Annotated in this window: 22 protein-coding genes; 12 read left to right on the forward strand and 10 right to left on the reverse strand. The window is 67.7% G+C overall.

Annotated elements, in window-relative coordinates; genetic code table 11:
* The first annotated feature begins 82 nt into the window (after positions 1-82).
* Positions 83-2,920, forward strand: a complete 2,838-nt coding sequence (locus HD841_RS13415) for a TonB-dependent receptor domain-containing protein (RefSeq protein ID WP_179509349.1) — start codon at positions 83-85, stop codon at positions 2,918-2,920.
* Between the two features lie 239 nt (positions 2,921-3,159).
* Here HD841_RS13415 and HD841_RS13420 read toward each other — a convergent pair whose 3' ends face one another.
* The gene (locus tag HD841_RS13420; RefSeq protein ID WP_179509350.1) at positions 3,160-3,816 is read right to left on the reverse strand and encodes a prolyl hydroxylase family protein; all 657 of its coding nucleotides are present in this window, start codon (positions 3,814-3,816) and stop codon (positions 3,160-3,162) included.
* Between the two features lie 88 nt (positions 3,817-3,904).
* Between HD841_RS13420 and HD841_RS13425 the strand changes: the two genes are divergently transcribed.
* Genes HD841_RS13425 through HD841_RS13440 form a run of 4 tightly spaced genes read left to right on the forward strand, consistent with a single transcriptional unit; the run spans position 3,905 to position 8,580 of the window.
* A complete protein-coding gene (locus tag HD841_RS13425; protein WP_179509434.1) occupies positions 3,905-4,831 on the forward strand; it encodes a bifunctional riboflavin kinase/FAD synthetase in 927 nt (308 codons plus the stop codon).
* 57 nt (positions 4,832-4,888) lie between these two features.
* Positions 4,889-7,675: an isoleucine--tRNA ligase gene (ileS, locus tag HD841_RS13430; protein WP_179509351.1), complete on the forward strand. Its 2,787-nt coding sequence runs from the start codon at positions 4,889-4,891 to the stop codon at positions 7,673-7,675.
* Positions 7,668-8,177, forward strand: coding sequence for a signal peptidase II (gene lspA, locus HD841_RS13435; RefSeq protein WP_179509352.1), 510 nt, complete (start codon positions 7,668-7,670; stop codon positions 8,175-8,177). Before ileS ends, lspA begins: the two co-directional genes overlap by 8 nt.
* Complete coding sequence (locus HD841_RS13440) at positions 8,170-8,580, forward strand: DUF3035 domain-containing protein (protein ID WP_179509353.1); 411 nt, start codon at positions 8,170-8,172, stop codon at positions 8,578-8,580. Before lspA ends, HD841_RS13440 begins: the two co-directional genes overlap by 8 nt.
* 281 nt (positions 8,581-8,861) lie before the next feature.
* On the opposite strand, the gene metC is transcribed toward HD841_RS13440, so the two are convergent.
* From metC to HD841_RS13455, 3 genes are all read right to left on the reverse strand, one after another.
* Entirely contained in the window at positions 8,862-10,103 is a 1,242-nt protein-coding gene (gene metC, locus HD841_RS13445; RefSeq protein WP_373563024.1) for a cystathionine beta-lyase, read from the reverse strand.
* Positions 10,054-10,917 (reverse strand): 3-mercaptopyruvate sulfurtransferase, encoded by an 864-nt coding sequence (gene sseA / locus HD841_RS13450; protein ID WP_179509355.1) that lies wholly within the window; start codon positions 10,915-10,917, stop codon positions 10,054-10,056. The genes metC and sseA overlap by 50 nt, the downstream gene beginning before the upstream one ends.
* Before the next feature lie 66 nt (positions 10,918-10,983).
* The gene (locus HD841_RS13455; RefSeq protein WP_179509356.1) at positions 10,984-12,528 is read right to left on the reverse strand and encodes a cryptochrome/photolyase family protein; all 1,545 of its coding nucleotides are present in this window, start codon (positions 12,526-12,528) and stop codon (positions 10,984-10,986) included.
* 29 nt (positions 12,529-12,557) lie between these two features.
* Here HD841_RS13455 and queF point away from each other — a divergent pair, with 29 nt between their 5' ends.
* The 3 genes from queF to HD841_RS13470 all read left to right on the forward strand — a co-directional run bounded on the left by queF (position 12,558) and on the right by HD841_RS13470 (position 16,735).
* On the forward strand, positions 12,558-13,004 hold the full coding sequence (queF, locus tag HD841_RS13460; RefSeq protein ID WP_179509357.1) for a preQ(1) synthase: 447 nt from the start codon (positions 12,558-12,560) through the stop codon (positions 13,002-13,004).
* Between the two features lie 122 nt (positions 13,005-13,126).
* The gene (locus HD841_RS13465; RefSeq protein WP_179509358.1) at positions 13,127-15,397 is read left to right on the forward strand and encodes a glycosyltransferase family 4 protein; all 2,271 of its coding nucleotides are present in this window, start codon (positions 13,127-13,129) and stop codon (positions 15,395-15,397) included.
* A gap of 54 nt (positions 15,398-15,451) precedes the next feature.
* The gene (locus HD841_RS13470) at positions 15,452-16,735 is read left to right on the forward strand and encodes a glycoside hydrolase family 130 protein (protein WP_179509359.1); all 1,284 of its coding nucleotides are present in this window, start codon (positions 15,452-15,454) and stop codon (positions 16,733-16,735) included.
* A gap of 63 nt (positions 16,736-16,798) precedes the next feature.
* Here the strand turns inward: HD841_RS13470 and HD841_RS13475 are convergent, their stop codons facing one another.
* Both HD841_RS13475 and HD841_RS13480 read right to left on the reverse strand, forming a co-directional pair.
* Entirely contained in the window at positions 16,799-17,056 is a 258-nt protein-coding gene (locus HD841_RS13475) for a hypothetical protein (protein ID WP_179508884.1), read from the reverse strand.
* Between the two features lie 65 nt (positions 17,057-17,121).
* Complete coding sequence (locus HD841_RS13480) at positions 17,122-19,092, reverse strand: OPT family oligopeptide transporter (RefSeq protein ID WP_179509360.1); 1,971 nt, start codon at positions 19,090-19,092, stop codon at positions 17,122-17,124.
* 141 nt (positions 19,093-19,233) lie between these two features.
* Here HD841_RS13480 and HD841_RS13485 point away from each other — a divergent pair, with 141 nt between their 5' ends.
* Positions 19,234-20,529 carry a homoserine dehydrogenase gene (locus HD841_RS13485; protein WP_179509361.1) on the forward strand — a complete coding sequence of 432 codons (1,296 nt, stop codon included), beginning with the start codon at positions 19,234-19,236 and terminating at the stop codon, positions 20,527-20,529.
* 229 nt (positions 20,530-20,758) lie between these two features.
* Here the strand turns inward: HD841_RS13485 and HD841_RS13490 are convergent, their stop codons facing one another.
* The 4 genes from HD841_RS13490 to HD841_RS13505 are packed head-to-tail and all read right to left on the reverse strand — an operon-like array spanning position 20,759 to position 22,971.
* Positions 20,759-21,172 carry a hypothetical protein gene (locus tag HD841_RS13490; protein WP_179509362.1) on the reverse strand — a complete coding sequence of 138 codons (414 nt, stop codon included), beginning with the start codon at positions 21,170-21,172 and terminating at the stop codon, positions 20,759-20,761.
* Positions 21,169-21,516 (reverse strand): hypothetical protein, encoded by a 348-nt coding sequence (locus tag HD841_RS13495; RefSeq protein WP_179509363.1) that lies wholly within the window; start codon positions 21,514-21,516, stop codon positions 21,169-21,171. Before HD841_RS13495 ends, HD841_RS13490 begins: the two co-directional genes overlap by 4 nt.
* Before the next feature lie 58 nt (positions 21,517-21,574).
* On the reverse strand, positions 21,575-22,006 hold the full coding sequence (locus tag HD841_RS13500; RefSeq protein WP_179509364.1) for a CoA-binding protein: 432 nt from the start codon (positions 22,004-22,006) through the stop codon (positions 21,575-21,577).
* An 11-nt stretch (positions 22,007-22,017) separates the two neighbouring features.
* Positions 22,018-22,971: an Mrp/NBP35 family ATP-binding protein gene (locus HD841_RS13505; protein ID WP_179509365.1), complete on the reverse strand. Its 954-nt coding sequence runs from the start codon at positions 22,969-22,971 to the stop codon at positions 22,018-22,020.
* Between the two features lie 71 nt (positions 22,972-23,042).
* Between HD841_RS13505 and hflK the strand changes: the two genes are divergently transcribed.
* The 3 genes from hflK to HD841_RS13520 all read left to right on the forward strand — a co-directional run bounded on the left by hflK (position 23,043) and on the right by HD841_RS13520 (position 26,717).
* Positions 23,043-24,164: an FtsH protease activity modulator HflK gene (hflK, locus tag HD841_RS13510; RefSeq protein ID WP_179509366.1), complete on the forward strand. Its 1,122-nt coding sequence runs from the start codon at positions 23,043-23,045 to the stop codon at positions 24,162-24,164.
* Positions 24,161-25,036, forward strand: coding sequence for a protease modulator HflC (gene hflC / locus HD841_RS13515; RefSeq protein ID WP_179509367.1), 876 nt, complete (start codon positions 24,161-24,163; stop codon positions 25,034-25,036). Before hflK ends, hflC begins: the two co-directional genes overlap by 4 nt.
* A 115-nt stretch (positions 25,037-25,151) precedes the next feature.
* The gene (locus tag HD841_RS13520; protein ID WP_179509368.1) at positions 25,152-26,717 is read left to right on the forward strand and encodes a Do family serine endopeptidase; all 1,566 of its coding nucleotides are present in this window, start codon (positions 25,152-25,154) and stop codon (positions 26,715-26,717) included.
* Positions 26,718-26,776 lie beyond the last annotated feature (59 nt).

The raw sequence follows: 26,776 nt of genomic DNA on the forward strand, positions 1-26,776 counted from the left end.
CTTCACAGCAACGGTGCCGCAGGTGGCGATCCCGTCACCTGCGGACACCTGTATCCAGACTCCTGATCCGGGATTGACGGTCATGCCGCAGCGGCTCGCTTTCGCCACCCTTCTATTGATGTCCTCCACCCTCGTGGCGCCGGCGGTTCTCGCGCAGACCGCTGGCGGCACCGCGTCGCCGGCACCCGCCCCGGCGCAGACCTCGACCACCGCCACGTCGAACCCCGGCGGCACCACCGATCCGCAGAGCGCGGCGCCGACCTCGACCGACCAGCAGGACGCGCCGGTCGAAGTCTCGGCGCCCGGCATGAACGGCGATGTCGAGGATATCGTCGTCGTCGGCCGCAACATTCCCAACGTCGTCCGCTCGACGCCGCAGATCGTCGCGGTGCTGTCGAGCGCCGACATCGCGCGGACCGGCGAGGGCGATATCGCCGGGGCGCTGACCCGCGTCACCGGCCTGTCGGTGGTCGGCGGCGGCTTCGTCTACGTCCGCGGCCTCGGCGACCGCTATTCCTCGTCGCTGCTCAACGGGTCGCCGCTGCCCAGTCCCGAACCGCTGCGCCGCTCGGTGCCGCTCGACATCTTCCCGACGACAATCGTCGGCTCGGCGCTGGTCCAGAAGACCTATTCGGTGAACTACCCCGGCGAGTTCGGCGGCGGTGTCATCAACCTGACGACCAAGGCGATCCCCGACAAGAATTTCGTCTCGTTCGGCGCCACCATCGCGGCTGACGACGCGACGACGAGCGAGCTCGGCTATACCTATGCAGGCGGCGATGCCGACTGGATCGGCTATGACGACGGCACGCGCAAGGTGCCCTCGTTCATCAAGAACGCGCCCACGGGCAGCGGCCTGATCCCGACCGCGCAGGTCGCGCAGCTGTCCAACGCATCGACCACGCTGCTCCAGCGCAACAACCAGCTGCCGGCGAACTGGTCGGGCGAGATCAGTGGTGGCTCGGTCTATGATATCGGATCGTCGCGTCTCGGCGTCATCGCCTCGCTGAGCGCGAGCAACACCTTCCGCACCCGATCTGCCACCCAGCAGGACAGCGTTTCGCCGGACGGCACGCTCCGCAACGACTTCACCACCGTGCTGACCGACAATCGCATCGTCGCCAACGCGCTGATCGGCGTCGGGCTCGAATTCGGCGAGAACACGATCCGCTGGACCAACGTCTATATCCACGACACGTTGAAGCAGGGGCGCGGCTCGGCGGCGACGCTGTACAACAATGCCAGCGGTCTGCGTTTCCAGCAGAACACCAACTGGTTCGAACGGCAGCTCATCGAGACGCAGCTGGTTGGTGAGTTCAAGCTGAGCGATGCGTTCAAGGTCGACGCGCGCGGCGCCTACGCCAATTCCAAGCGCAATGCGCCCTACGAGCGGCAGTTCGACTATCTCTGCTCGCCGACCACGACGACGGGCCTCCCGATCACCAGCGACGGCCTGCAACAGGCGGGCGGGTATCAGTGCAACGGCGCCTATCAGGTGACGCAGCGTTTCACCCCGTTCGCCTCGATCATCTTCAGCGAACTGAACGAGGATCTGTGGACCGGTCAGGCCGACGCCTCGTACAAGATCGACGCCGATCGACCGATCACGCTGTCGGCGGGCTATTTCTATCAGGGCACCGACCGCGTTTCGTCACGCCTGCCGTTCAACTATCAGACCTCGCGCGGCGGCGGCACCGCACCGGGCTATCCCTACAATCTGTTGCGGCCCGACTATCTGCTGAGCCCCGACGTGCTCAACAACGCCTGCCCGACCACCACGCCGTCGTGCACCATCGAGTTGCAGTTCAACACGGCGGCGGGCGCCTATCGCTATGACGCCAGCCTCGATGTCCATGCCGGCTATGTGCAGGCCGAAGGCGAGGCGTTCGACGGACTGCGCGCGGTGATCGGTGTGCGCTACGAACGCGGGGACGAGCGGGTCACGCCGTTTGGCGTCACGACGGGCCTCACCCGATTGAAGAACGACTATTTCCTGCCGGCCTCCACCCTGACGTGGAATTTCGCCGCCGACATGCAGCTGCGTGCCAGCGCCTCGAAGACGATCTCGCGCCCGCAGTTCCGCGAACTGGCGCCGCAGCAGTTCCGCGATCCGGACTCGGACCGCCTGTTCTTCGGCAACCCGCTGCTGCGCGACTCGAAGCTGTACAATCTCGAAGCGCGTTACGAATGGTTCTTCAAGCGCGATCAGCGCTTCACGCTGGCGGGCTTCTACAAGCGGATCGACAACCCAATCGAACAGGTCGGCTTCTATACCGGTGCCGACGACCGGTTGCAGACCGGCTTCACCTATCTGCCGAAGGCGACGCTGTACGGCGGCGAGGTCGAGTTGCAGAAATATTTCCCGCTCGCCGATGTCTTCGGTGGCGACTTTTTCGCCACCCGGCGCGCGCTGCTCGTCGCCAATTATACCTATACCAAGTCCAAGATCACGGCGGATGGCAATTGCGCACCGTCGGTCGCCTCTTCGACGCAGCCGACCGGTGGCTGTGGGGAAGGGTTTGCCCCGGCATCCTCGCTGTTCCGCGACGGGGCGCCGCTGACCGGCCAGTCGGACCATCTCGTCAATCTGCAGCTCGGGATCGAGGATAGCGCGGCGCTGTCGCAGATCACCTTGCTGTTCAACTACGCCAGCAAGCGCGTCACCAATCGTGGTCCGTCGAACCTGTCCGGCGTCGGGTTCCAGCCCGACATCGTCGAGCATCCCGGCATCCGCCTCGACCTCGTCGCGCGGCAGGGCGTCGAGCTGATGGGCGGCAAGTTCGAGATCAAGGCCGAGGCGCGCAACCTGACCCGCACGCGCTATCGCGAGAGCCAGACCTTCGCCAACGGCACCGAGGTCTATATCAACCGGTACAATCTCGGCCGCGTGTTCAGCCTCGGCGTCAGCGCGACGTTCTGAGCCTAACGCATCTGGCTGAGATGGGGAGGTTCGACCAGGCTCCTCGCCAGCATCGTCACCCCGGACTGGTTCCGGGTCTACCCGGGCGCAAGAGAATGGCGTTGCATCAAGCCCTTCTCCTCGCCGCGGAGTGGACCCCGGACTCGGTCCGGGGTGACGGGGTGGACCTGGGATCCGATGGGCTCACCCGAACGGCCATGTGCAAGAGCCCGCCCCCTCAGGAAGGAGGACTTGCGGGCTCACCCCCATACGCGTTCGCGATACCATTTGGTGATCACGTATTTCACCCCGTCGCGCACCTTCATCCCCTGATGCAGCGTCGCGGGATTGAGCGACCCGTCGGCTCGCCGGTTGTTCCAGGCGACCAGCTTACCGGTTTCCGGCTGGATGATCTTGTCGGCGGCCTTGAACCGCGTCGCGCCGCCCGCCGCGGGTGCGTTGAGATAGACCATTACCGTCCACGTCCGGTTGCCCGCCACCGAACAATAACGCTCGAAGTCCGCGCCCTGCGGCTCGAAATAGTCGGTATGGCCCTTGAACTCCTGGCCCACCGCATAGCGCTGTCCCTGCAACGGCTCGCCATATGCGGGGTCGAGGCCGGTGAATGCCGCCAGCCGCGCCTCGACCGCCTGCACCACCGGATCGCTCGCCGACAGGTCGCCCGTTTCGCTGGTGCGGAAGGCGGCGTCGCCATTGGGGTCGGCGATCGTCGATGGGCGGCGCACCGCGTCGATCCGCTCGATCAGCGCGTCGCACAGCACGGGGCCGATGAAGTCGCGCGCGATGAACAGGTCGAGCTTGGGGCTCGGCACCTTCTGCACGCCGGGCTGCGCGAGCAGGCGGGCGACGATCGGCTCGGGCGTCAGGCCGTTGCCGAGGAAGGGGAGGGTCGTCATGCCTCCACCCTACTCCCGGTGGCGGGAGCGCGGAAAGGGGGTGCGTCGCCTGTTGCTCCCCGGCGGCGCGCGCCGTAAGGCCCCGGCGATGGAGCGGCTGGACGGTGGCTCGGCGGTGCCGTCGCATCTGGCGGGCGGGATCGTCGCGCTCGGCAATTTCGATGGCTTTCACCTCGGGCACCAGGCGGTGGTCGGCCGGGCGGTGGCGCGCGCGCATGCCGCCGGCCGGCCGGCGCTGGTCGCGACCTTCGATCCGCATCCGGTGCGCCACTTCCGCCCCGACACGCCGCCGTTCCGGCTGACCACGCTCGACCAGCGCCAGCGGCTGTTCGCCGAAGCGGGGGTGGATGCGATGGTCGTCTTCCAGTTCGACGCGGCGCTCGCCGCGCTGTCCGCCGAGCGGTTCATCGCCGAGCGGCTGCACGCCAACCTCGCCGCGGCGGGGGTGGTGACCGGCGAGGATTTCACCTTCGGCCATCGCAAGAGCGGCGACGTGCATCTGCTCGCCGAGCGGGGCCGGGCGCATGGCTTCGTCGCCGAGACGGTCGGCGCGGTGACGCTGGACGGCGAGCCGGTGTCGTCGACGCGCATCCGCACGCTGCTGCGCGCGGGCGATCCGCGCGGCGCGGCGCGACTGCTCACCCGGCCGTTCGCGATCGAGGGGATCGTCCAGCACGGCGACAAGCTCGGCCGGACGATCGGCTATCCCACCGCCAACGTCGACATGGGCAAATATCTGCGTCCTGCCTACGGCATCTATGCCGTTACCGCGCGGCTGGGCGACGGGCGGGTGCTGAAGGGCGCGGCGAACCTCGGCATCCGGCCGACCTTCGATCCGCCCAAGGAACTGCTCGAACCCTATTTCTTCGATTTCTCGGGCGATCTGTACGGCCAGCCGATCGAGGTGGCGCTGATCGACTATCTGCGGCCGGAGGCGAAGTTCGACAGCCTCGACGCGCTCACGGCGCAGATGGAGCGCGATTGCGCGCGGGCGCGGGCGTTGCTCGATGCTTAACCTGTCTCGTTTATGCGCTTTGTCCTGACCGACACTCACGATAAGACCCCAGCGATTATGACCGACGCCTCAGACACCGCCAAGGATTGGCGCGACACCGTCTTCCTGCCGAAGACCGACTTTCCGATGAAGGCGGGGCTCGCCGCGAAGGAGCCGGCGATCCTCGAACGCTGGGCGCGGATCGGGGTCTATCAGCGGCTGCGCGAACAGCGCGCCGGGCGCGAGCTGTTCATCCTCCACGACGGCCCGCCCTATGCCAACGGCGACATCCATATGGGCCATGCGATGAACAAGGTGCTGAAGGACATCATCGTCCGCAGCCAGTCGCTGATGGGCAAGGATGCGCCCTATGTGCCCGGCTGGGATTGCCACGGCCTGCCCATCGAGTGGAAGGTCGAGGAGGCGTATCGCGCTAAGAAGCATAACAAGGACGAGGTGCCGGTGGCGCAGTTCCGCGCCGAATGCCGCGCCTATGCCGATCAATGGGTCGGCGTGCAGCGCGACCAGTTCCAGCGACTGGGCGTGATGGGCGACTGGGCCGATCCCTATCTGACGATGAACTATGATGCCGAGGCGACGATCGTCGGCGAATTGCTCAAGTTCGCCGAAAGCGGCCAGCTCTACCGCGGCGCCAAGCCGGTGATGTGGTCGCCGGTCGAGAAGACCGCGCTCGCCGAGGCCGAGGTCGAATATGAGGACGTCGTCTCGACGCAGATCGACGTCGGGTTTGAGATCGCGACCGCACCCGAGAGCGAGCTGCTGGTCGGCGCCACCGCGGTGATCTGGACGACGACGCCGTGGACGATCCCGGTCAACCAGGCGCTCGCCTACAATCCGGCGCTCGACTATGTGCTGTTCGAGAGCGGCGGGCGGCGCTTCCTCGTCGAGGAGAACCTGCTGTCGGCGTTCGGCAAGCGCACCGGTATCACGCTCGAGACCGTCGTCGCGCTGGTCAAGGGCAGTGCGCTGGAAGGGGCGACCGCGCGTCACCCGATGCATGCGCTCGGCGGCTTCTTCGCGCGGCCGCGGCCATTCCTGTCGGGCGATTTCGTCACCAGCGATGCCGGCACCGGCCTCGTCCATATGGCACCCGATCATGGCGAGGACGACTTCCTGCTGTGCAAGGCCAATGGCCTCGAACCCGTCTTTGCCGTGGACGGCGCGGGCTTCTACCGGCCCGATTGGGCGTGGCTCGGCGGGCAGGGCAGCGTCATCAACAAGAAGTTCGTCGGCGCGGACGGCCCGATCTGTTCGGACCTGCGCGCGGTCGGCGCCTTGCTCGCCGCCTCGGACGATTTCGCGCACAGCTATCCGCATTCGTGGCGGTCGAAGGCGAAGGTGATCTTCCGCGCGACGCCGCAATGGTTCATCCCGATGGACCGGCCGATCCTCAACAGCGGCGAGGGGGCGTCGAACGGCGCGACGCTGCGCGAGACCGCGCTCGACGCGATCGAGCACACCCGCTGGGTGCCGGCGCGCTCGCAGAACCGCATCCGCTCGATGGTCGAGGGGCGGCCCGACTGGGTCATCAGCCGCCAGCGCGCCTGGGGCGTGCCGATCGCGCTCTACGTCAACCGCGCGACCGGCGACTATCTCAACGATCCCGCGGTCAATGCGCGGATCGTCGCCGCCTTCCGCGACGGCGGTGCGGATGCGTGGTTCACCGCCGATCACCAGCTTCTGCTCGGGCCGGATTACGATCTCGCCGATTACGAACCGCAGAACGACATCCTCGACGTCTGGTTCGACAGCGGCTCGACGCACGTCTTCACCGTCGAGGCACGCTACGGCGAGGACGTCCGCGCCAACCTGTACCTCGAGGGCAGCGATCAGCATCGCGGCTGGTTCCAGTCGTCGCTGCTCGAAAGCTGCGGCACGCGCGGCCGCGCGCCCTATGACGCGGTGCTGACCCACGGCTTCGCGCTCGACGGGCAGGGGCGCAAGATGTCGAAGAGCCTCGGCAACGTCGTCGATCCGCTGAAGGTGATCGGCGAGAGCGGCGCCGACATCCTGCGCATGTGGGTCGCCTCGACCGACTATTTCGATGACGTGCGGATCGGCAAGGAGGTGCTCGGCACCGCCTCGGACGGCTATCGCAAGCTGCGCAACACCTTCCGCTATCTGCTCGGCGCGCTCGACGGCTTCGACGAGAGCGAGCGGGTCGAGGTGGAGGCGATGCCCGAGCTGGAGCGCTACGTGCTCACCTTGCTCGGCCAGCTCGACATGGACCTGCGCGAGGCGGCGGACGGCTATGAGCTCAACCGCTACCTGCGCCGCCTGACCGATTTCGCCAACGAGGATCTGTCGGCCTTCTTCTTCGATATCCGCAAGGACTCGCTCTATTGCGATGCGCCAAGCGATCCGAAGCGCCGCGCCTATCGCACTGTGCTCGACACGCTGTTCCATGCTTTGGTCCGCTATGCCGCGCCGATCCTCTGCTTCACCGCGGAAGAAGTGTGGCAGGCGCGCTTCCCGAGCGAGGACGGCTCGGTCCACTTCCTCGAATGGCCCGAGCTGCCGGCGCTGCCCGGCGACGAGCCGCTCGGCACCGACTGGGCGGACGTGCGCCGGCTGCGCACCAGCGTGACCGAGGCGATCGAGCCGTTGCGCCGCGAGAAGACAGTGCGCTCCAGCCTAGAGGCGGAGGTGACCGTGCCCGACCTGCCGCTGTCGGCGGAGGCGCTGGCGGAGACGTTCATCGTCGCCAGGGTCGCGCCCGGCGAAGAGGTCACCGTGACGCGCACCGATTACCGCAAATGCGGCCGCTGCTGGCGTCACCTGCCCGAAGTGACGGTGGACGGCGCGCTGTGCGCGCGCTGCGAGGGCGTCGTCGCCCATGCATAAGGCCCCGATCGCCGGATTGCTGACCGCGGCCCTGCTGTTCCTCGTCGACCAGGTGACGAAGGTGACGATCACCGACGTGCTGCAGCTCAACGAGCTGACCGCCGAGCGGACGATCACCGCCTTCTTCAACCTGCGCTTCGTCGCCAATCACGGCATCTCGCTGGGATTGCTGCACGCGGACAGCAACACGATGCGCTGGGCGCTGGTCGCGATGACCGGCGCGATCGCGCTTGCGGTGGCAATATGGATGACGCGCGAGCCGCATCGCGCCGACCAGATGGCGCTCGGCGCGATCCTCGGCGGGGCGCTCGGCAATATCGTCGACCGGGTGCGGTTCGGCTATGTCGTGGATTTCGCCGACCTGCATTTCGGCGACTGGCGGCCGTTCCTCGTGTTCAACGTCGCCGATGCGGCGATCACTCTCGGCGTGCTGGTGCTGCTTGTCCGCGCGCTTCTGATGCGCGACAAGCGCGACATTCCCTCGGAGAATCCCCATGCGTAAGTCAGTTCCGATCCTCGCCGGCCTCGCCTGCGTCGTCCTCCTCTCGGGCTGCGGCAAGCGCGGTTATGACCGCGCCCGGCCCGACGAATTCGCGGTCGCGCGCCAGGCGCCGCTGGTGATCCCGCCCGATTATTCGCTGGTGCCGCCGCAGCCGGGCGCGGCGCGCCCGCAGGACAATGCCAACACCGCGCAGACGCTCCAGGCGCTGTTCGGCGGCAACCCGCAGCGCAGCGCCGCGGAGAATGGCGTCGTCAGCCAGGCCGGCGGCGACGTTGCCGATACGGGCATCCGCTCGTCGGTCGGCGACCCAGCGACCAACGTCGTCGACAAGGGCGCGACGACCCGCGACATTGTCGCGGCACCGGAAGGCGACGGTCAGGACGCCAAGGCGTCGGCGCAGTAACCAAGTCCTCCCTCGCGTAGCGGGGGCACAGGGTTGGATCGCCCCGGCAATCCAAGATCACGCCGGGGGCATGATCGACCCTGTGCTGGTTCGATCGGCTCGTACAACAGATCCGTCACCCCGGACTCGTTCCGGGGTCCACCCCGCCGCAAGCGGATGGTGTCGGCTCAAACCCTTCTCCTCGCCGCAGAGTGGACCCCGGAACCAGTCCGGGGTGACGGAGCGGACTTGGAACCCGGCGCGCCTGATATGCGATAGCCTGCCTGGTAGGGAGAACGGGGCTATCCCGCCGCGCGGAACGCCGCCAGCCCCCGTTCCAGATCGGCGATCAGGTCGCCCGCATCCTCCAGCCCGATCTGCAACCGCACCATCGGCCCGGCATAGTCGCGCGGCGCCGCGGTGCGGATGCGCGCCGGGTCGGCGGGGATGGCGAGGCTTTCGAACCCGCCCCAGCTATAGCCGATGCCGAACAGGTCGAGCGTGTCGATCAGCGCCGCACGCGCCGCCTCGGTGCCGCCGTTCAGCACGAACGAGAACAGCCCGCTCGATCCCTTGAAGTCGCGCGCCCAGAGGTCGTGGCCGGGGCAGGAGGGCAGCGCCGGGTGCAGCACCTGCGCGACCTCGGGCCGCGACTCGAGCCAGCGGGCGATCTCCAGCGCGCTGCGCTGATGCTGCGCCAGCCGCACCGCCATCGTCCGCAGCCCGCGGCTGCCGAGCCAGCTGTCGTCGGGCGAGGCGACCTGTCCCAATTGGAAGCTGGTATCGCGCAGCCGGGCGAAATGCCCCGGCGCGGCGGTGACCGACCCGAGCATCACGTCGGAGTGGCCGACGACATATTTGGTCGCGGCGAGGATGGTGAGGTCCACGCCCTTCTCGATCGCCGGGAAGAACAAGGGCGTCGCCCAGGTGTTGTCGAGCATCGTCACCAGCCCGCGGGCCTTGGCGACCGCGACGATCGCCGGCACGTCCTGCACCTCGAAGGTCAGGCTGCCGGGGCTTTCCATGAAGATCGCCTTCGTCGCCGGGCCGATCAGCGCCTCAATCCCCGCGCCGATCAGCGGATCGTAGAAGCGGGTGGTGACCCCGAACCGCTTGAGCAACTGCATCGCCTGTCCGCGTGTCGGGTCATAGGCGCTGTCGACCAGCAGCAATTCGTCGCCGGGCGAGAGCACTGACAGCAGCGCCGCCGCGATCGCCGCAACGCCGGAGGGGTAGAGGAAGGTCGCTTCGGCACCCGGCTCCAGCGAAGTCAGCGCGTCCGCGAGGCTCCATTGCGTCGGCGTGCCGCGCCGGCCGTAATAGAGGCGGTGATGCGTATCGCGGCCGGCATTGGCGCGCAGATCGGCGATGCTGTCGTAGAGGATCGTCGAGGCGCGCCAGACCGGCGGATTGACGATGCCCTGCGTCCATTCGGGGCGCCGGCCGGCCTGGACGACGCGGGTGGCGTCGCCCAGATCGCGGTCGGTCGTGTTGCTATCCGTCAACGGTTTCCTTGGCTCCCATGGCCTTGGGCGTCGAGCGATCCGCTCCCCATTCCGACCAGCTGCCATCATAGATGGGCATGTCCCTGCCGACCAGATGCGCGCCGAAGGCGAGCACCGCCGCGGTGATGCCCGAACCGCAGGTGGCGACCATCGGCCGATCGAGATCGACCCCCGCCGCGGCGAACGCCTCGCGTAGCGCCTCGCCCCGCTTCCACGTGCCGTCGGCGTTGAACAGCTTGCCCTGCGGCAGGTTCTTCGAGCCGGGGATATGGCCGGCATGCGTCGCCGGGCGCGGATCGGGCTCCTCGCCGGTGAAGCGCGCCGCCGAACGCGCGTCGACCACCTGTTCGGCGCCGCTGTCGACATTGGCCTTCATCTGCGCCAGCGTGCGGACGTTTTTCGCGTCGGCCCAGACGGTGAAGTGGCGATGGCGCAGGCTTTCCTTGCCGCTCGCCGTCTCGCGCCCCTCGGCCTGCCATTTGGCGAGGCCGCCGTCGAGAATCGCGACGTCGTGCGCGCCGAAGGTGCGCAGCATCCACCACGCCCGCGCCGCGGTATGATGCGGGGAATTGTCGTAGAGCACGATGCGGCTGCCGTCGCCGAGGCCGAGGCTCTGCATGCGGCTGGCGAATTTCTCCGCGCTCGGCAGCATCATCGGCAGATCGCTCTCCGTGTCGCGCAATTCGCCGAGGTTCATGAACACCGCGCCCGGAATATGCGCCGCCTCATATTCCGCGGCGGCATCGCGCGGCGTCTCGCCGGGGAAGTTGGCGAAATAGGTGGCATCGACGATCCGCAGATCGCTCGCACCCGATTCTGCGGCCAGCCATTCGGTGGTCACCAACGCGTCCATCACACACTCTCCCTACGTTCGCACGGGTTAGTCGGGCCGACGACTGGGGAGGAGCGCCCGCCGCGGTCAATAGCCATCTTCACCCGCCGTGTCGAGACTCTGCAAGAAAGTTGCGGCTTGAGCGCGGGTTTCCTTTTGAGATTGCGCAGATTGCTTCTTCCAGGTGCTGTAGGGCATGCGCAGGCGCATATTGTCGCCCAGCTTGTCCTCGTGGCGAACGAGGAAGTCCCAGTAGAGCGCGTTGTACGGACAGGCATTTTCGCCGACGCGCTTCTTCACGTCGTAGCGGCACTTGCCGCAATAGTCGCTCATCCGGTCGATATAGGCGCCCGAGGAGATATAGGGCTTCGATCCCAGCAGCCCGCCGTCACCGAACTGGCTCATGCCGAGCGTATTGGGCAGCTCGACCCACTCGTACGCATCGATATAGACTTCGAGGTACCAGCGATGCACCTCGGCGGGATCGGCGCCGATCAGCAGCGCGAAATTGCCCGTCACCATCAACCGCTGGATATGATGCGCGTGCGCGGTGGCGAGCGTCTGTCCGATCGCCTCCTTGAGGCAGTGCATGTCGGTCTCGCCGGTCCAGTACCAGCCGGGCAGCTTGCGATGATGGTCGAGGAAGTTGCGGGTCACATAGTCCGGCCCCTCGCGCCAGTAGATGCCACGCATATATTCGCGCCAGCCGATGATCTGGCGGATATAGCCCTCGACCGAGTTGAGCGGCGCGCGGCCGGCGCGATATTCCGCCTCGGCGCGGCGGCACAGGTCGAGCGGATCGAGCAGCCCGGAGTTGATGTAGGGCGACAGGATCGAGTGCCACAAATAGCGCTCGCCGGTGAGCATCGCATCCTCGTAATCGCCGAACTGCGGCAGCGCCTTTTCCAGGAAATAAGCGGCCTGGCAATCGGCGTCGGCGGCGGTGACGGCATAGCTGAAGCCGTCGAGCGTGCCGGGGTGATCGGCGAACCGCTCGGCGACCAGCGCCAGCACCTCCTGCGTGATCGCATCGGGCGCGAAGGCGTGCGGGCGCGGCATGAACAGGTCGCTCTTCGCCGGCTTGCGATTTTCCTTGTCGAAGTTCCAGCGGTCGCCGACCGGCTGCTTGCCGTCCATCAGCAACCCGGTCTTGCGACGCATGACGCGGTAGAAGAATTCCATCGTCAGCTGGTTGCGATCCTTTGCCCAGGCGTCGAATTCGGCATGGTCGCACAGGAAGCGATCGTCGCTGCGGATCGCGACGGGGATGCCGAAGATCGTCTCCCACGATTCGATCATCGCGACGACGCGCCATTCGCCGGCCTCGGTGACGACGATCCGGTCGGGGGCGTGGCGCTGGACGGCGCGGGCGATCTCGCCGGTGAAGCTGCCGCTGCTGTCGCGATCGTCGAGGCGGACATAGTCGACGGTCCAGCCTGCCTCGGCGAGCGCCGCGGCGTGATGGCGCATGGCCGACAGGATATAGGCGATCTTCTGTTTGTGGTGGCGGACGTAGGTCGTCTCGTCGCCCACCTCCATCATCAGCACGATGGTATCGGCGGGGTCGGCGTCGCGCAGCGAGGAAAGCGTCATGCTGAGCTGGTCGCCGAGGACCGGAACGAGCGTTTTCATATTGGGGTCGACGTCCTACATGGCGGGGCATGACCCCAAAGCATCTCGGCCAGGCCAGCCAGCTGCCCGCATCTCCCGAAGAAGCGGTGCTCGATTATGTTCCCAATCCGCGCGTCGGTACGACCTATCTCGTGCGTTTTGCAGTGCCGGAATTCACCTCGCTGTGTCCGGTCACCGGCCAGCCGGATTTCGCCCATCTCGTCATCGATTATGCGCCCGGCGCGACGATCGTCGAATCGAAGTCGCTCAAGCTGTTCCTCGGCGCGTTCCGCAACCACGCCGGCTTCCACGAGGATTGCACGGTCGGCATCGGGCAGCGATTGTTCAACGAGATGAAGCCGTTGTGGCTGCGGATCGGCGGCTATTGGTATCCGCGCGGCGGCATCCCGATCGACGTGTTCTGGCAGTCCGGGCCGCCGCCTGCCGAGCTGTGGCTGCCCGATCAGGGCGTGCCGCCGTACCGCGGCAGGGGTTGATCGAGATCAACGCGATCGGTTAGGTGCAGCGCAACATCACTGCAACCTTTGGGTCGTGAGCGTGTTCATCCGATAGCAAGGTTGTGGCTCCGCCACAGGGTTGCATCTACGAAGGGACGGGCATGCTCACGACCGCGGCGAACGGCGACGCAATCAAGCATCTGGCGATGATCGGCAACTTCCTGCCGCGCCAATGTGGCCTCGCGACCTTCACCACGGACGTGTACGAAGCGATGCGCGCGCGCTTCCCCGACGTCCGGGTGGATGTCTATGCGATGGACGATCATCCGGGACGCTACGACTATCCGCCCGCGGTGACCGGCACGATCCCGCAGAACGACCTGTCCGCCTATCTGACCACCGCCCGCACGATCGAGGCGAGCGGCGCGCAGGCGATCTGGGTGCAGCATGAATATGGCATCTACGGCGGTCCGGCGGGCGAGCATCTGCTCGCGCTGCTCGACCGGACGACTTTGCCGGTGATCGTCACGCTGCACACCGTGCTCGAAAAGCCCAATGCCGACGAACGCCGCGTGCTCGAAGGGCTGCTGCGCCGCGCCGCCAAGGTCGTCGTGATGGCCGAGCGCGGCCGCGACATCCTGCGCCGCGTCTATGGTGCGGCGCCGCGCCAGATCGCGATGATCCCGCACGGCGTGCCCGACCGCCCGTTCGTCGACCCCGAGACGCTCAAGCCGCGCTTCGGCTGGGAAGGGCGCGACGTCGTCCTCACCTTCGGTCTGCTCGCCCCCAACAAGGGCATAGAGACGATCATCGAGGCGTTGCCCGCGGTGGCTGAGCGCCATCCCAACCTGCTCTACGTCGTGCTGGGCGCGACCCACCCCAATCTCGTCGCGCATGAGGGCGAAGCCTATCGCGACCGCCTCAAGGCGCTGGCCGAGGAGCGCGGCGTCGGCGGCAACGTCGCCTTCATCGACGCCTTCGTCGAGCATAACGAGCTGATCGACTATCTGCAGGCGGCCGACATCTACGCGACGCCGTACCTGAACCCGGCGCAGATCACTTCGGGCACGCTGTCCTATGCGGTCGGCGTCGGCAAGGCGGTGATCTCCACGCCCTATGTCCATGCGACGGAAATCCTCGCGGACGGCCACGGGGTGCTGGTCGACTTCCGCGACGTCGGCGCTTTTGCGCGCGAGATCGATCGACTTCTGACCAGCGCGCGCGACCGGACCCGGTTGGCGCAGCGTGCCTATGATCGCGGTCGCACGATGATCTGGCCGCGGCTGGCCGAAGCGACGCTGCATGAGACCGAGGTCGCCGTCGCCACCCGCCCTAGGCGGCTGGCGCAGGCCCAGCAGGGCGTGCGCGCGCTGAAGCCCAACTTCGCCGCGGTCGAGCGGATGAGCGACGCGACCGGCATGCTCCAGCATTCGATCTATTCGGTGCCCGATCGTCGCCATGGCTATTGCATCGATGACAATGCCCGCGCGCTGATGCTGATGAGCGCGATGGACGACCTCGATCCGGTCGAGCGCGACAAGTGGACGACGATCTACGCCTCGTTCGTGCAATATGCCTGGAACCCGGACGAGCGCCGCTTCCGCAACTTCATGAACTTCGACCGCACCTGGTGCGAGGACGTCGGCTCCGAGGATTCGAACGGCCGCGCGATCTGGGCGCTCGGCGTCACCGCGCGTGACGGCAAGGACCCGAAGCATCGCGACTGGGCACGCAACATGTTCGACGCGACTGCCAGCCTGGCGCTCGACCTTGGATCGCTGCGGGCGCAGTCGTTCGCGATGCTCGGCGCGGCGGCGATGCTCGAAGCGTCGCCGGGACACGAACTGGCGCGATCGATCCTGGAGCGGTTCCCGGACGATCACCTTGCGCTGCTTGCCGAAGCACGCCGGCCGGAATGGCAGTGGTTCGAGATCGTTCTCGCCTATGACAACGCCCGCCTGCCGCAGGCGCTGATCGTCGCCGGTCAGGCGCTGGAGCGCCAGGACCTGATCGATTGCGGCCTGGAGACGCTCGACTGGATCGTCGCCAAGCAGACCTCGCCCGAGGGACGTTTCCGCGCTGTCGGCACCGAGAGCTTCGGCCGGCCCTATGCCGATCCGCTGCAATTCGACCAGCAGCCGCTCGAGGCGCAGGCGACGGTCGACGCCTGCCTGTCGGCATGGCGCGCGACCAACGATCCGCGCTGGGTGGCGGAGGCGGACCGCGCCTATGCCTGGTATCTGGGTCAGAACGACCTGGACCTGCCGCTCGCCAGCCCGGCGGATGGCGGCTGTTTCGACGGGCTCATGCCGACCGGACTCAACCGCAACCAAGGCGCCGAATCCATTTTGGCGCTCCAACTGGCCAGTTGCGCGATTTCGGGGCTTTCAAAGTCGGTCCAAGGCGTGGCAGGGACGACGCGCGTCGCCTGATCGGTTCGGGCGACACATCGTCAACGACCCGACCGGCGAGGCTTACACACCGCGATGGATCTGTTTAACCACCGCTTGCGGCTTCATGCCGATCCGTCCCGCGTGGTCGTCCGGCCGTTCCACATCGCGTGGGGCGGCAAGGGCGGCCCGCCCAACCGGACCGAGCGTCTGGTTGGCGAAGTGCTCGAAATGTCGGTGGACGACGCGCGCGAGCAGCTCGAGATCGTGCTCAAGGACTTCGAGGCCCGGCACTGGCAGACGCGCCGCGTCTTCATGACACGCTACGACGAGATCGAGGATCTGCTGGGTCTCGACGGCAGCGCGATCAGCGACGAGAAGCGCCAGCTGATCGGCGCCTATTTCTGCCACGAGTATAGCTATGCCGCGGCGGCGCTGATGAACCCCAGCGCGGTGCCGCATTTCGACCAGTCGGGCATGCCCGAAGGATCGATGCGTATCCTGATGAGCCTGCGCTCGGTGGGCGAGGGGCATATCTCCTCGGTCGCGTTCCGCGAGGGCATCATCACCAGCGGCAACGAATTGAAGCTGGCACCCGAGCCGCCGTTCGCGACCGCGACCGACGTCGTGGGCGTCGGCGAGGACGATATCCCGGAGGGGCCGGTCACGGTCTGGCGGCACCGCGACTCGACGCTGTCGGGCACCGTCATCTTCCCGATCACCCGCGCCCAGTCGAAGGGGCTGGAGGATCTGCGCATCGTCCACTTCCAGCATGAGGACGGCAGCTACGAATGGATCGGCACCTATACCGCCTATAACGGCTCGGTGATCCAGTCGGAGCTGATGCGCACGCGCGACTTCCGCGCGTTCGATCTCGTGCCGATGTCTGGCCCGGCAGCGCGCAATAAGGGCATGGCGCTGTTCCCGCGCAAGGTCGGCGACCAATATATGATGATCGGCCGGCAGGACGGCGAGAATCTGTTCCTGCTCAAGTCCGACAGCCTGGAACATTGGGACGAAGGCGAGAAGATCCTGACGCCCGTCTTCCCGTGGGAGCTGGTGCAGATCGGCAATTGCGGCCCGCCCATCGAGCTGGACGAGGGCTGGCTGCTGCTGACCCACGGCGTCGGCGCGATGCGCAAATATTCGATCGGCGCGGCGCTGCTCGACAAGAACGATCCGTCGAAGGTGCTCGGCCGTACCCGCGAGCCGATCCTCGCCGCCAAGGACCAGGACCGTGAGGGCTATGTGCCCAACGTCGTCTACAGCTGCGGCGCGATCAAGCACGGCGACACGTTGTTCCTGCCGTACGGCATCGCCGACAGCTCGGTCGGCTTCGCCTTCGTCAAGATCAAGGACATGCTCGCCGCGATGGTGTGAGGGCGCGCCCCTCACATGTCGTCATCCCCGTCGGTGCGGGGATGATCGCGACCGGGGGGCGTATCAGCCGGCGCCGTTGCCGCGCTTGTCGTCCGGCTTGGCCGGGATCCGCGACAGCTTGGTCAGCAGCAGCGGAATGTCGTCGGTGATGAATGTGTCGGTCGGCACGGTGACGCTGGACTGCAATGCCTCGCTCACCCTCGCCAATCGGTCGCGCTGCTCTTGTGCTGACGATGTCACGACGAACCCCATGATACGCTTACTGAAAACCCGGCAATCACCGGCCGGGGGGGATGGCAGGGTGATCACCGGGTTCTGCATGTCAAACGGCCGATCCCGCCGCGCGTTCCGCACCGGTTAAACGGTTGGCCGCATTTGGCGGGCGCTTACCGCGGCGCGACCGACCGCTGCGTGAAGCGGTACAGGCCGGCGAGGAGCGCGAGGAACGCCAGCGTCCCACCGATCAGCGCGATCGGCGCGAAGCCGCCCGGTGCGATCGCCAATGGGGCGTCGGAATTGCCGAGGTAGACCAGGACCGCGAAGGCGACGCCCCACAGGCTTTCGCCGACGATCATGCCGGTTGCGGTGAGCACGCCCATCCGCTTGGCAAGCTCGACATCGGCGGTACGCTCCGCCCAGCGGTCGTAGATCGCCCCGATCACCGCGCCCAGCACCAGCGGCAGCGTCACCGCCATCGGCAGGTAGACGCCAAGGCCGATGCCGAGCGGCGGCAGGCGCAGCTTGCCGAGGCGACCGAGCGTCTCGTCGAGCAGGATCACGCCGACGCCGATAAGCGCGCCATAGCCGATCATCGTCCAGTTGAGGTCGCCGCCCAGCACGCCCTTGGCCAGCGCCGAGATCAGCGCCGCCTGCGGGGCGGCGAGCGCATTGGGACCGGCGCCCGGCGCGCCCTGGAAGCCCAACGTCGTCGCGAGCAGTTCGAGCACCGGCGGCACCACGAGGCTGCCGAAGATCACGCCGAAGATGAGCGCGACCTGCTGCTTCCACGGCGTCGCGCCGACGAGCTGGCCGGTCTTGAGATCCTGGAGATTGTCGTTCGAGATGGTGGCGACGCCGAAGACGATGCCGGTGACGATCAGCGCATAGGCGACCAGCGCCTGCGTCGTGTCCGGCCCCGCCCCGCGCCCGAACAGCCCGACGAGCATCAGGCTGGCGGCGATCACCGACAGGATGCCGATGCCCGACACCGGGCTGTTCGACGCGCCGATCAGGCCCGCCATATAGCCGCAGACCGCGGCGATCACGAGGCCGAGCACCAGCACGAACACCAGGGCGCCGGCGATCAGCACCAGCGCCGATCCTTCCAGCGGGCCGCCGACGATGACCGACCACAGCAGGCCGGCAATCGGGATCAGCGTCGCAAGGATGACGGCGACGACGATGCCGATCGACAGGTCGCGCTCGCCCAGTTCGAGCACCGCGCCGCCGCGCTTGGCCTTGCTCGCCGCGATCGACGAGCGGATGCCGGAGAGTACCGGTCCGATGATGCGCAGCAGCGTCCAGATCGCGGCGACGCCGATCACGCCGGCGCCGAGGAAGCGGACATCGGTGCGGAACACGCCGCCCGCCCAGTCTTCGAGGCCGACGCCCACCGCCGCCGGCGACAGGCCGGTCAGGATCGGCAGGGCGATCCACCAGCCGATGACGACGCCCGCGAACATCGCCAGCCCGACCGACAGGCCGACGAGATGCCCGGCGCCGATGAGCGCGAACGACAGGCCGCCGGCAATGCCGGTGGTGCCGGCGCCGACGCGGAAGAAGTGCGCCGCCTCGCTGGCGACGAGCTTGGTCTGGGTGAGCAGCGCGAAGCCGGCGGAGGCGAGGGCGTTGACGACGATGACCTTGAGGCCGCGCGCGCTCTCCGCCTCACCGGCGCGGCTGCCGGCGCCGACCATCAGCACCTCGGCGGCAGCGCGGCCTTCGGGATAAGGCAGATCGGTATCGACGACGAGCGCGCGGCGCAGCGGCACCGAGAACATCACGCCGAGGATGCCGCCGGTCATCGTGATCCCGGCGGTAAGCAGATAGGGAAAGCCCTGCCACCAGCCGATCATGACCAGGCCGGGCAGCACGAAGATGATCGCCGCCAGCGTCCCCGCCGCCGAGGCGACGGTCTGCACGATATTGTTCTCGAGGATCGTCGCGCCGGGCAGATAGCGCAGGATCGCCATCGAGATGACCGCCGCCGGGATCGAGGTGGCGAAGGTCAGCCCGACCTTCAGACCGAGATAGACGTTGGCCGCGGTGAACAGCAGGGTGATGACCCCGCCGAGCAGGATACCGCGGACGGTCAGCTCGGCGACGGGCCGCGCGATGGGGCTGGGGGCAGTGGCCATTATGGGAAAAGCGCTCGCAGGCTGAATGGAATTGGCACGGGTTGTGGCACGGGGCGATACGATGGGGCAATGGTGACGATCGGCGCGACATAAAGCTGCGCCGGATGGACAGGCAACGCGCCTTTCCGCTAGGCGGCGGCCATGGAAAGCAACACACCCTTGCGCGTCGCCCTTGCCGGGCTCGGAACCGTGGGCGGCGGCGTCGTCCGCCTGCTCGATGCCAACCGCGATCTGATCACCCGCCGCGCCGGCCGGCCGATCGAGGTCGTCGCGATTTCCGCGCGGGATCGCAACAAGGATCGCGGCATCGATCTGACCCGCTTCGCCTGGATCGACGACATGCGCGATCTCGCCGGCCACGCCGAGGCCGACGTCGTCGTCGAGCTGATCGGCGGCTCGGACGGGCCGGCGCTGACGCTGGCGCGGCAGACGATCGCGGCGGGCAAGGGGTTCGTCACCGCCAACAAGGCGATGATCGCCCACCACGGCCTCGAACTCGCACAGGCTGCGGAAACCGCCGCGGTGCCGCTCAAGTTCGAGGCGGCGGTGGCGGGCGGCGTGCCGGTCATCAAGGGGCTGCGCGAAGGCGCCGCCGCCAACCGGATCAGCCGCGTCTACGGCATCCTCAACGGCACCTGCAATTTCATCCTGTCGAAGATGGAAGCCGAAGGCCGCGACTTTGCTGAGGTGCTCGCCGAGGCGCAGGCGCTCGGCTATGCCGAATCGGACCCCAGCTTCGACATCGACGGCGTCGATGCGGCGCACAAATTGTCGATCCTCGCCAGCCTCGCCTTCGGCACGCGGCCGGCGTTCGGTGACGTCTCCGCCACCGGCGTGCGCCACGTCATCGCCGCCGACATCGCCGAGGCGGCGGCGCTCGGCTATCGTGTGCGGCTGGTCGGGGTTGCCGAGGCCGATGCACATGGCCTGTTCCAGCGGGTCCATCCGCATCTCGTACCGGTCGATCATCCCCTCGCGCATGTCACCGGCTCGCTCAACGCGGTGGTGGCGGAGGGCAATTACGTCGGCCGGCTGTTCTTCCAGGGCGCCGGCGCCGGCGAGGGGCCGACTGCGAGCGCGGTGGTCGCCGACCTGATCGACATCGCGCGCGGTGAATATGGCTCGCCCTATGCGATGCCGGCGGCGGCGCTGACCGCCGAACGCGCCGCCGACACCGGCGAACGGAGGGCCCGCGCCTATCTGCGCTTCACCGTCCCTGATCGCGTCGGCGTGCTGGCCGAGATCGCAGCGGCGATGCGCGACGCGGGCGTGTCGATCGAGAGCCTGATCCAGCGCGGAGTCGCGGCGGACGGCAGCGCGATCGTCGCCATCGTCACCCACGAAGGGCCGGAACGCGCGGTCGTCCACGCGCTGGAGAAGTTGCGCGGATCGCAGAGCCTGTCCGGCCTGCCGCTGTGGATGCCCATCCTGGGGTGAGGCGAATTCGGCCCGGCCGGCGGGAGGGCTATCGCCTATGGCTGAGGTGGTGAGGTTCGATCGGCGTCCTCATCAGGTTCGTCACCCCGGACTCGTTCCGGGGTCCACTTGGCCGCAAGAGAAAGGTTTCGAATCAAGCCCTTCTCCTCGCCGCGGAGTGGACCCCGGAACAAGTCCGGGGTGACGGGGTGGGCTTGAATATGCGATCGTCTCGCCCGGGCGGGAAGAATTATGGCGTGCCGAGGTCGATCGGCACGCGGCCGCGCTTGTCGGGTTTCTTGGCGAAGGCCGATTTCGCCACCTTGGCGAGCGCGCCGACGATGGGGGCGATTGGCGGGCCGAAGCCGACGGTGCACCCCGCCTGCGTCGCTGCACAGGGCGGCGCCTCCAGCGCCAGTGCCGTCTTGGAAGAGAGATCGCGATTGGCGCCGCGGCCCGGTGGCGGCCCCGCCTCGTCGGGCAAGGGCAGCGATTGCGAGGTCTTGCCGTCGGCGCAGACGACGATGTCGCTTTTGTCGTCATGTGGTCGGTCCGTCGGCGCGCAGGGCTGCGGCGTGAGGATCGACCAGCGCTGCGGCTGTTCCGGTGCCGGACTGCTCGTGGCCGGCACCGCGGCCTGCAAGGCGATCGCCAGCCAGATCATGGCGCGAGCGGGCGATTGGTGGCCCCGGTCAGGCCGTTGCGCGTGCTCATCGTGGCCCCGGCCATGCCTCCGCCGACGAGGAAGGGACTCAATTCCCTAACCGGATTGGTGCGGTTGAGCAGGCGGTCGCGCTCGACGATCACCGGCTGATATCTGGGGTCGCCGGGATCATGGACCACGAACGGCACGCGGAACCGGTCGGCGCGGCGTCGGCCGCACACCGTGATATCGGTCCTGTCGGGATCGGGCGCGCAGCGCTCTCCGGCGATCACGGTGGAGGAGCGCGCGATCAACGTCGCGGCATCTTCGATCGGGGCGGCGGACAGCAACAGCAGCGCGAACATGGGATGCGTCTTCCCGATGGCCTCGGACGCATCAGTCTCCGTCAAGCCGCGTCCGATATCAAGCCTCGATCGGGGCGACCCCCAGCCGCGGAATCTCGATCGCCGGGCAGCGGTCCATGACGACCTGCAAGCCGGCGGCTTCCGCCCGCGCGGCGGCGGCCGCGTTGACCACGCCCAATTGCAGCCACACCGCTTTCGCGCCGATTGCGATCGCCTCGTCGACTGCTTCGCCCGCCGCGTCCGGGCGACGGAAGATGTCGACGATGTCGATGGGGTCGCCGAGCTGGTGAAGGTCGCGGAAGACGAACTCGCCATGGACATGCTCGCCGGTGATCTGCGGATTGACCGGGATGACACGATAGCCGTGGCGCTGGAGCATCGCCATCACGCCATAGGACGGGCGGTCGGGGCGGTCGGACGCGCCGACCATGGCGATCGTCCGTGCGCCTTCCAGCAGCGCCTTGATCGCGGCATCGTCGGTCAGCGGCACGGGCGGTCTCCTCAGTGGCTGCGCAGCCAGTCGTCGACCTGGCCCGCTATCGCATGGAACGCGGTCGCATCGGCGCCGTTCCCCGCCGCCGGCGGCTGGCCCGCGTCGGAGGCGGTGCGGATGCCGATCGCCAGCGGCACCCGGCCGAGGAAGGGCAGGCCGAGCCGTTCCGCGGTCGCCTGCGCGCCACCGTTGCCGAACGGATCCGACAGCTCGCCGCAATGCGGACAGATATAGCCGGCCATATTCTCGACGATGCCGATGATCGGGATGCCCGCCTTGTCGAACAGGTCGATCGCGCGCGTCGCGTCGATCAACGCCAGATCCTGGGGCGTCGATACGATGATCGCGCCCGCCGGCTTGTGCTTCTGGACCATGGTCAACTGCACGTCCCCGGTGCCGGGCGGCAGGTCGAGCACCAGCGTGTCGGTCGCGCCCCAATCGGCGTCGACCAGCTGGGTCAGGGCCCCGGCCGCCATCGGACCGCGCCAGGCGATCGCCTTGCCCGGCTGGATGAGCTGGCCCATCGACAGCATCGGCACGCCGTATGGCGTGGGAACGGGGTCGAGCACCTTGTCCTTGGCGGTCGGCCGCTGGTCTTCCGCCGCCATCAGCCGCGGCTGCGACGGGCCATAGATGTCGGCGTCGACGAGGCCGACGCGCCGCCCGCGCGCCTTCAGCGCGATGGCGAGATTGGCGGCGAGCGTCGACTTGCCGACGCCGCCCTTGCCGCTCGCCACCGCGAGCAGCCGTCGCGTGACGCGCTCGGCGGTGACGACCAGCCGGACTTCGCCGGACCAGGCGGCGGTGGCGGCGGCGCGTACCGCCGCTTCGAGCGCATCGCGCTCGGCGCCGCCGAGGCCGGTCGCATCGAGGACGATGCCCGCCCGCGTGCCTTCGAAGCGGACCGTCGCCCGCTCGCCCGCGGCGGCGCGGATCGCGGCAATCGTTACGTCTTGTGTCATGCGGCACCAGATAGGGCTACGCCGACGGCTTGCCACTGTTTTTCCGCGTCCGCCTTCTTATAAGGATAGGCATGAATATCCTGCCGGGTCGCCGATCGCGCCCTCCCATACTCGCCAATGAAACGCCCAGGGGCCCCTGGGGCCAGGGCGACGACGCCAACGGTGGCTCCGGCGGCGGTCCGCGCAATCCCTGGTCGCTGCCGCCCGGCGCGCGCAAGACCGGCGCCAAGCAGACCGCGCTCGACGAGTTCCTGCGCAAGGCGCGGGGCGGCGGCGGGGGCGGCAACGGCGGCGGGCTCGGCGGCCTGCCCGGTGCGCCCAACGCGCGGGCGCTGTGGCTGATCGGGGCCGGGATCATCCTGCTGGTATGGGTCCTCTACACCTCGATCCATCCGATCGCGCCGCAGGAGCGCGGCGTCGTGACCTATCTGGGCCGCTATTCCGGCACGCTCGATCCCGGTATCGCGATGACGATGCCGGCACCGATCGCGCGCGTCGTCAAGGTTGACGTGCAGAACATCCGGATCGAGAATTTTCCGGAGAGCGGCACCGAGAACCTGATGCTGACTCGCGACCAGAACATCATCGATCTGGCCTATGCGGTACGCTGGAAGATCTCGAGCCCGCAGAATTACGTGTTCCAGATCGACCGGCCGCGCGACACCGTCCGCGCCACCGCGGAAAGCGCGATGCGCGAGGTCGTGGCCAACGTCAGCCTCGACTCGGCACTCGGGCCGGGCCGCGCGCTAATCGAGAACCAGGTGCAGGAGCGGATGCAGAAGGTGCTCGACGATTATAAGTCGGGGATCGTCGTCGTCGGCGTCGGCATCAAGCAGGCCGACCCGCCCGCGCGCGTCAACGACGCGTTCAAGGACGTCACCGCCGCGCAGCAGGACGCGCAGGGCGCGCGCAATCAGGCGCAATCCTACGCCAAGCAGGTCGTCGCCCGCGCCGAAGGCGAAGCATCGCAGTTCGACAAGGTGTACGAACAGTATCGCCTCGCCCCCGAGGTGACGCGCCGCCGCATGTATTACGAGACCATGGAGGCCGTGCTGGCCAAGTCCGACAAGACGATCGTCGAAGCCAATGGCGTCGTGCCCTATCTGCCGCTCGACCGCCCACGGCGACTGCCCGATGCCGCTCCGGCCCAGGCCCAGGCCCAGCCTGCCCCGGCGACGGGAGGCGGCCAGTGAACGGCCTCTGGCGTCACCCCATCGCGCTCGGTCTCGCGGCGCTGATCCTCGTCATCCTGCTCTCCGCGACGATCACGATCGTTCCGGAGACGCAGCAGGCGGTGATCCTGCGCTTCGAACAGCCGGTACGCACAGTCAACGCATGGAAGGCAAACGAGCAGTTCGGCCGCACCGGTGCCGGTCCGATCCTGCGCATTCCGTTCATCGATCGGCTGGTCTGGCTCAACAAGCGTGTGCTCGATGTCGATTACGACAACCAGCAGGTGCTCTCGTCCGACCAGCTGCGGCTCGAGGTCGATGCCTATGCACGGTTCCGCATCGTCGATCCGCTGAAGGCGGTAAATGCGACCGGCAGCACCTCGCAGACCGAGGCGGCGATCACCGAGGCGCTGCGCCCGCTGCTCGGCAGCTCGATCCGCAACGAGCTCGGCAACCAGCCGTTCGCGACGCTGCTGAGCCCCGAGCGTGACCAGGTGATGGACAATATCCAGATCCGCATGCAGCGGCTCGCCAGCCAATATGGCGTGCAGATCGTCGACGTGCGGATCAAGCACGCCGACCTGCCCGACGGCAGCCCGCTCGACCGCGCGCTCGCGCGGATGGCGACGGCACGCCAGCAACAGGCGACGACGATCCGCGCGCAGGGCCAGAAGGAAGCGCAGATCATCCGTGGCGAGGCCGATGCCGCCGCCGCGCGGATCTATGCGCAAAGCTTCACCAAGGATGCTGATTTCTACGACTTCTATCGGGCGATGCAGTCGTATCGGCATACCTTCGGCGCGGACGGCGGCGCGGCGCCGACGGGATCGACCTCCATCATCTTGTCGCCTGGAAACAGTTACTTGCGCGAGTTCGAAGGGCGGGGGCGTTGATCCCCAGGGATTGCACCCCAACTTTCGGGCGTATGAACATTCAAGCGGCGTTCAGGCGTTTGGGTCCACTAAGGCACCAAATCTGAACGCCCATCCAGAAGAGGATTTTCTCCTAGTGCGCTACGCCTACGCCATTACCAGTGCGCTTCTCCTCGGCGGCGCGACCGCCACGCTGGCGCTGCAGCCGAGCACCGCGCAACAGGCCCAGAACGAGCCCGGCGCGATCCAGGCCGCCGCGCCCAAGGCCGGCGCGCCGATGAGCTTCGCCGACATGGTCGCCAAGCTGCAGCCGGCGGTCGTCAACATCTCGACCAAGCAGACGATCGTCCAGCGCCAGCCGGCCAACCCGTTCTCGGGCACGCCGTTCGGCGATCTGTTCGGCGGCATGGGCGGCGGTCAGGGCGGCGCACCGGTGAAGCGCGAGGGCGCGTCGCTCGGCTCGGGCTTCCTCATCTCGCCGGACGGCTATGTCGTGACCAACAACCACGTCATCGCGCCGGGTGCGGAGGGGGCGACGGTCAATTCGATCACCGTCACGCTGAGCAACAACAAGGAATATACCGCGCGGGTCATCGGCAAGGATCAGGATTCGGACCTGGCGCTGCTCAAGATCGACGCCGCCGGCCTGCCGTTCGTGAAGTGGGGCGATTCGAGCCGCGCGCGTGTCGGCGACTGGGTACTGGCGATCGGCGAGCCCTTCGGCCTCGGCGGCACGGTGACCGCGGGCATCATCTCGGCGATCAACCGCGTCACCGGTCAGGGCGGCGCCTATGACCAGTTCATCCAGACCGACGCCTCGATCAATCAGGGCAATTCGGGGGGCCCGATGTTCGACCTCAACGGCAATGTGATCGGCGTCAATTCGCAGATCTTCAGCCAGTCGGGCGGCAATATCGGCATCGGCTTCGCCATTCCCGCGGCGACCGCCAAGCCGATCATCGAGACGTTCATGAAGGGTGGCAAGATCACCCGCGGCTATATCGGCGTGACCATCGGTGGCGCGGTCAATGACGATGCCGCCGCAGCGCTCGGTATCCCCAAGAACCAGGGCGAGCTGATCGCCAAGGTCGAGCCGAATGGCCCGGCGGCGAAGGGCGGCCTGCGCGCCGGCGACGTCGTCACCAAGATCAACGGCCAGCAGGTGACGCCGGACCAGACGCTGACCCGTCTCGTCTCGAACCTCCAGCCGGGCACGACCGCGCGGTTCGAGGTGCTGCGCGCCGGCCAGCCGACGACGGTCAACATCCAGGTCGCGACCCGGCCGTCGAACGACCAGATCAAGGCGCTGGCGAACGGCGGCGAGGATTCGGGCGGGTTCGGCCCCAACGACCCGCAGGGGGATGGCAGCGACGACGACAGCGGCACCGGCGCGGGCACGACGCAGGGCAGCTCGGCGCCGCTCGGCATCGCCGTCCAGCCGCTGACGCCGGGCATCGCCCGTGCGGTGGGCGTCGATCCCACCGTGCAGGGCGTGGTGGTTGCGGCGGTCGATTCGAGCAGCGATGCGGCGGGCAAGCTGAAGCGCGGCGATGTGATCCAGGCGGTCAACAGCGTTCCGGTGCGCACCTCCGCGGATGTCGCGCGGATCGTCGCGCAGGCGAAGGCGGCGGGCCGTCCGCAGGTGCTGCTGCTGATCCAGCGCGGTCGTGTGCCGGGCTTCATCGCGGTGAAGATCAAGTAACCCGTTGCGCATGCTGGCGTGCAGGTCACCGGCGTTTCGCCGGGGGCCCTGCCGCCGGG

The sequence above is a fragment of the Sphingomonas melonis genome (assembly GCF_013409985.1).
GTDB classification, from domain to species: Bacteria; Pseudomonadota; Alphaproteobacteria; order Sphingomonadales; family Sphingomonadaceae; genus Sphingomonas; species Sphingomonas melonis_A.

Coding starts and splice junctions, on each gene's coding strand:
- HD841_RS13415 (WP_179509349.1), top strand. CDS start 83: ATGCCGCAGCGGCTCGCTTTCGCCACCCTTCTATTGATGTCCTCCACC.
- HD841_RS13420 (WP_179509350.1), bottom strand. CDS start 3,816: ATGACGACCCTCCCCTTCCTCGGCAACGGCCTGACGCCCGAGCCGATC.
- HD841_RS13425 (WP_179509434.1), top strand. CDS start 3,905: ATGGAGCGGCTGGACGGTGGCTCGGCGGTGCCGTCGCATCTGGCGGGC.
- ileS (WP_179509351.1), top strand. CDS start 4,889: ATGACCGACGCCTCAGACACCGCCAAGGATTGGCGCGACACCGTCTTC.
- lspA (WP_179509352.1), top strand. CDS start 7,668: ATGCATAAGGCCCCGATCGCCGGATTGCTGACCGCGGCCCTGCTGTTC.
- HD841_RS13440 (WP_179509353.1), top strand. CDS start 8,170: ATGCGTAAGTCAGTTCCGATCCTCGCCGGCCTCGCCTGCGTCGTCCTC.
- sseA (WP_179509355.1), bottom strand. CDS start 10,917: ATGGACGCGTTGGTGACCACCGAATGGCTGGCCGCAGAATCGGGTGCG.
- HD841_RS13455 (WP_179509356.1), bottom strand. CDS start 12,528: ATGAAAACGCTCGTTCCGGTCCTCGGCGACCAGCTCAGCATGACGCTT.
- queF (WP_179509357.1), top strand. CDS start 12,558: ATGACCCCAAAGCATCTCGGCCAGGCCAGCCAGCTGCCCGCATCTCCC.
- HD841_RS13465 (WP_179509358.1), top strand. CDS start 13,127: ATGCTCACGACCGCGGCGAACGGCGACGCAATCAAGCATCTGGCGATG.
- HD841_RS13470 (WP_179509359.1), top strand. CDS start 15,452: ATGGATCTGTTTAACCACCGCTTGCGGCTTCATGCCGATCCGTCCCGC.
- HD841_RS13475 (WP_179508884.1), bottom strand. CDS start 17,056: ATGCAGAACCCGGTGATCACCCTGCCATCCCCCCCGGCCGGTGATTGC.
- HD841_RS13480 (WP_179509360.1), bottom strand. CDS start 19,092: ATGGCCACTGCCCCCAGCCCCATCGCGCGGCCCGTCGCCGAGCTGACC.
- HD841_RS13485 (WP_179509361.1), top strand. CDS start 19,234: ATGGAAAGCAACACACCCTTGCGCGTCGCCCTTGCCGGGCTCGGAACC.
- HD841_RS13490 (WP_179509362.1), bottom strand. CDS start 21,172: ATGATCTGGCTGGCGATCGCCTTGCAGGCCGCGGTGCCGGCCACGAGC.
- HD841_RS13495 (WP_179509363.1), bottom strand. CDS start 21,516: ATGTTCGCGCTGCTGTTGCTGTCCGCCGCCCCGATCGAAGATGCCGCG.
- HD841_RS13505 (WP_179509365.1), bottom strand. CDS start 22,971: ATGACACAAGACGTAACGATTGCCGCGATCCGCGCCGCCGCGGGCGAG.
- hflK (WP_179509366.1), top strand. CDS start 23,043: ATGAATATCCTGCCGGGTCGCCGATCGCGCCCTCCCATACTCGCCAAT.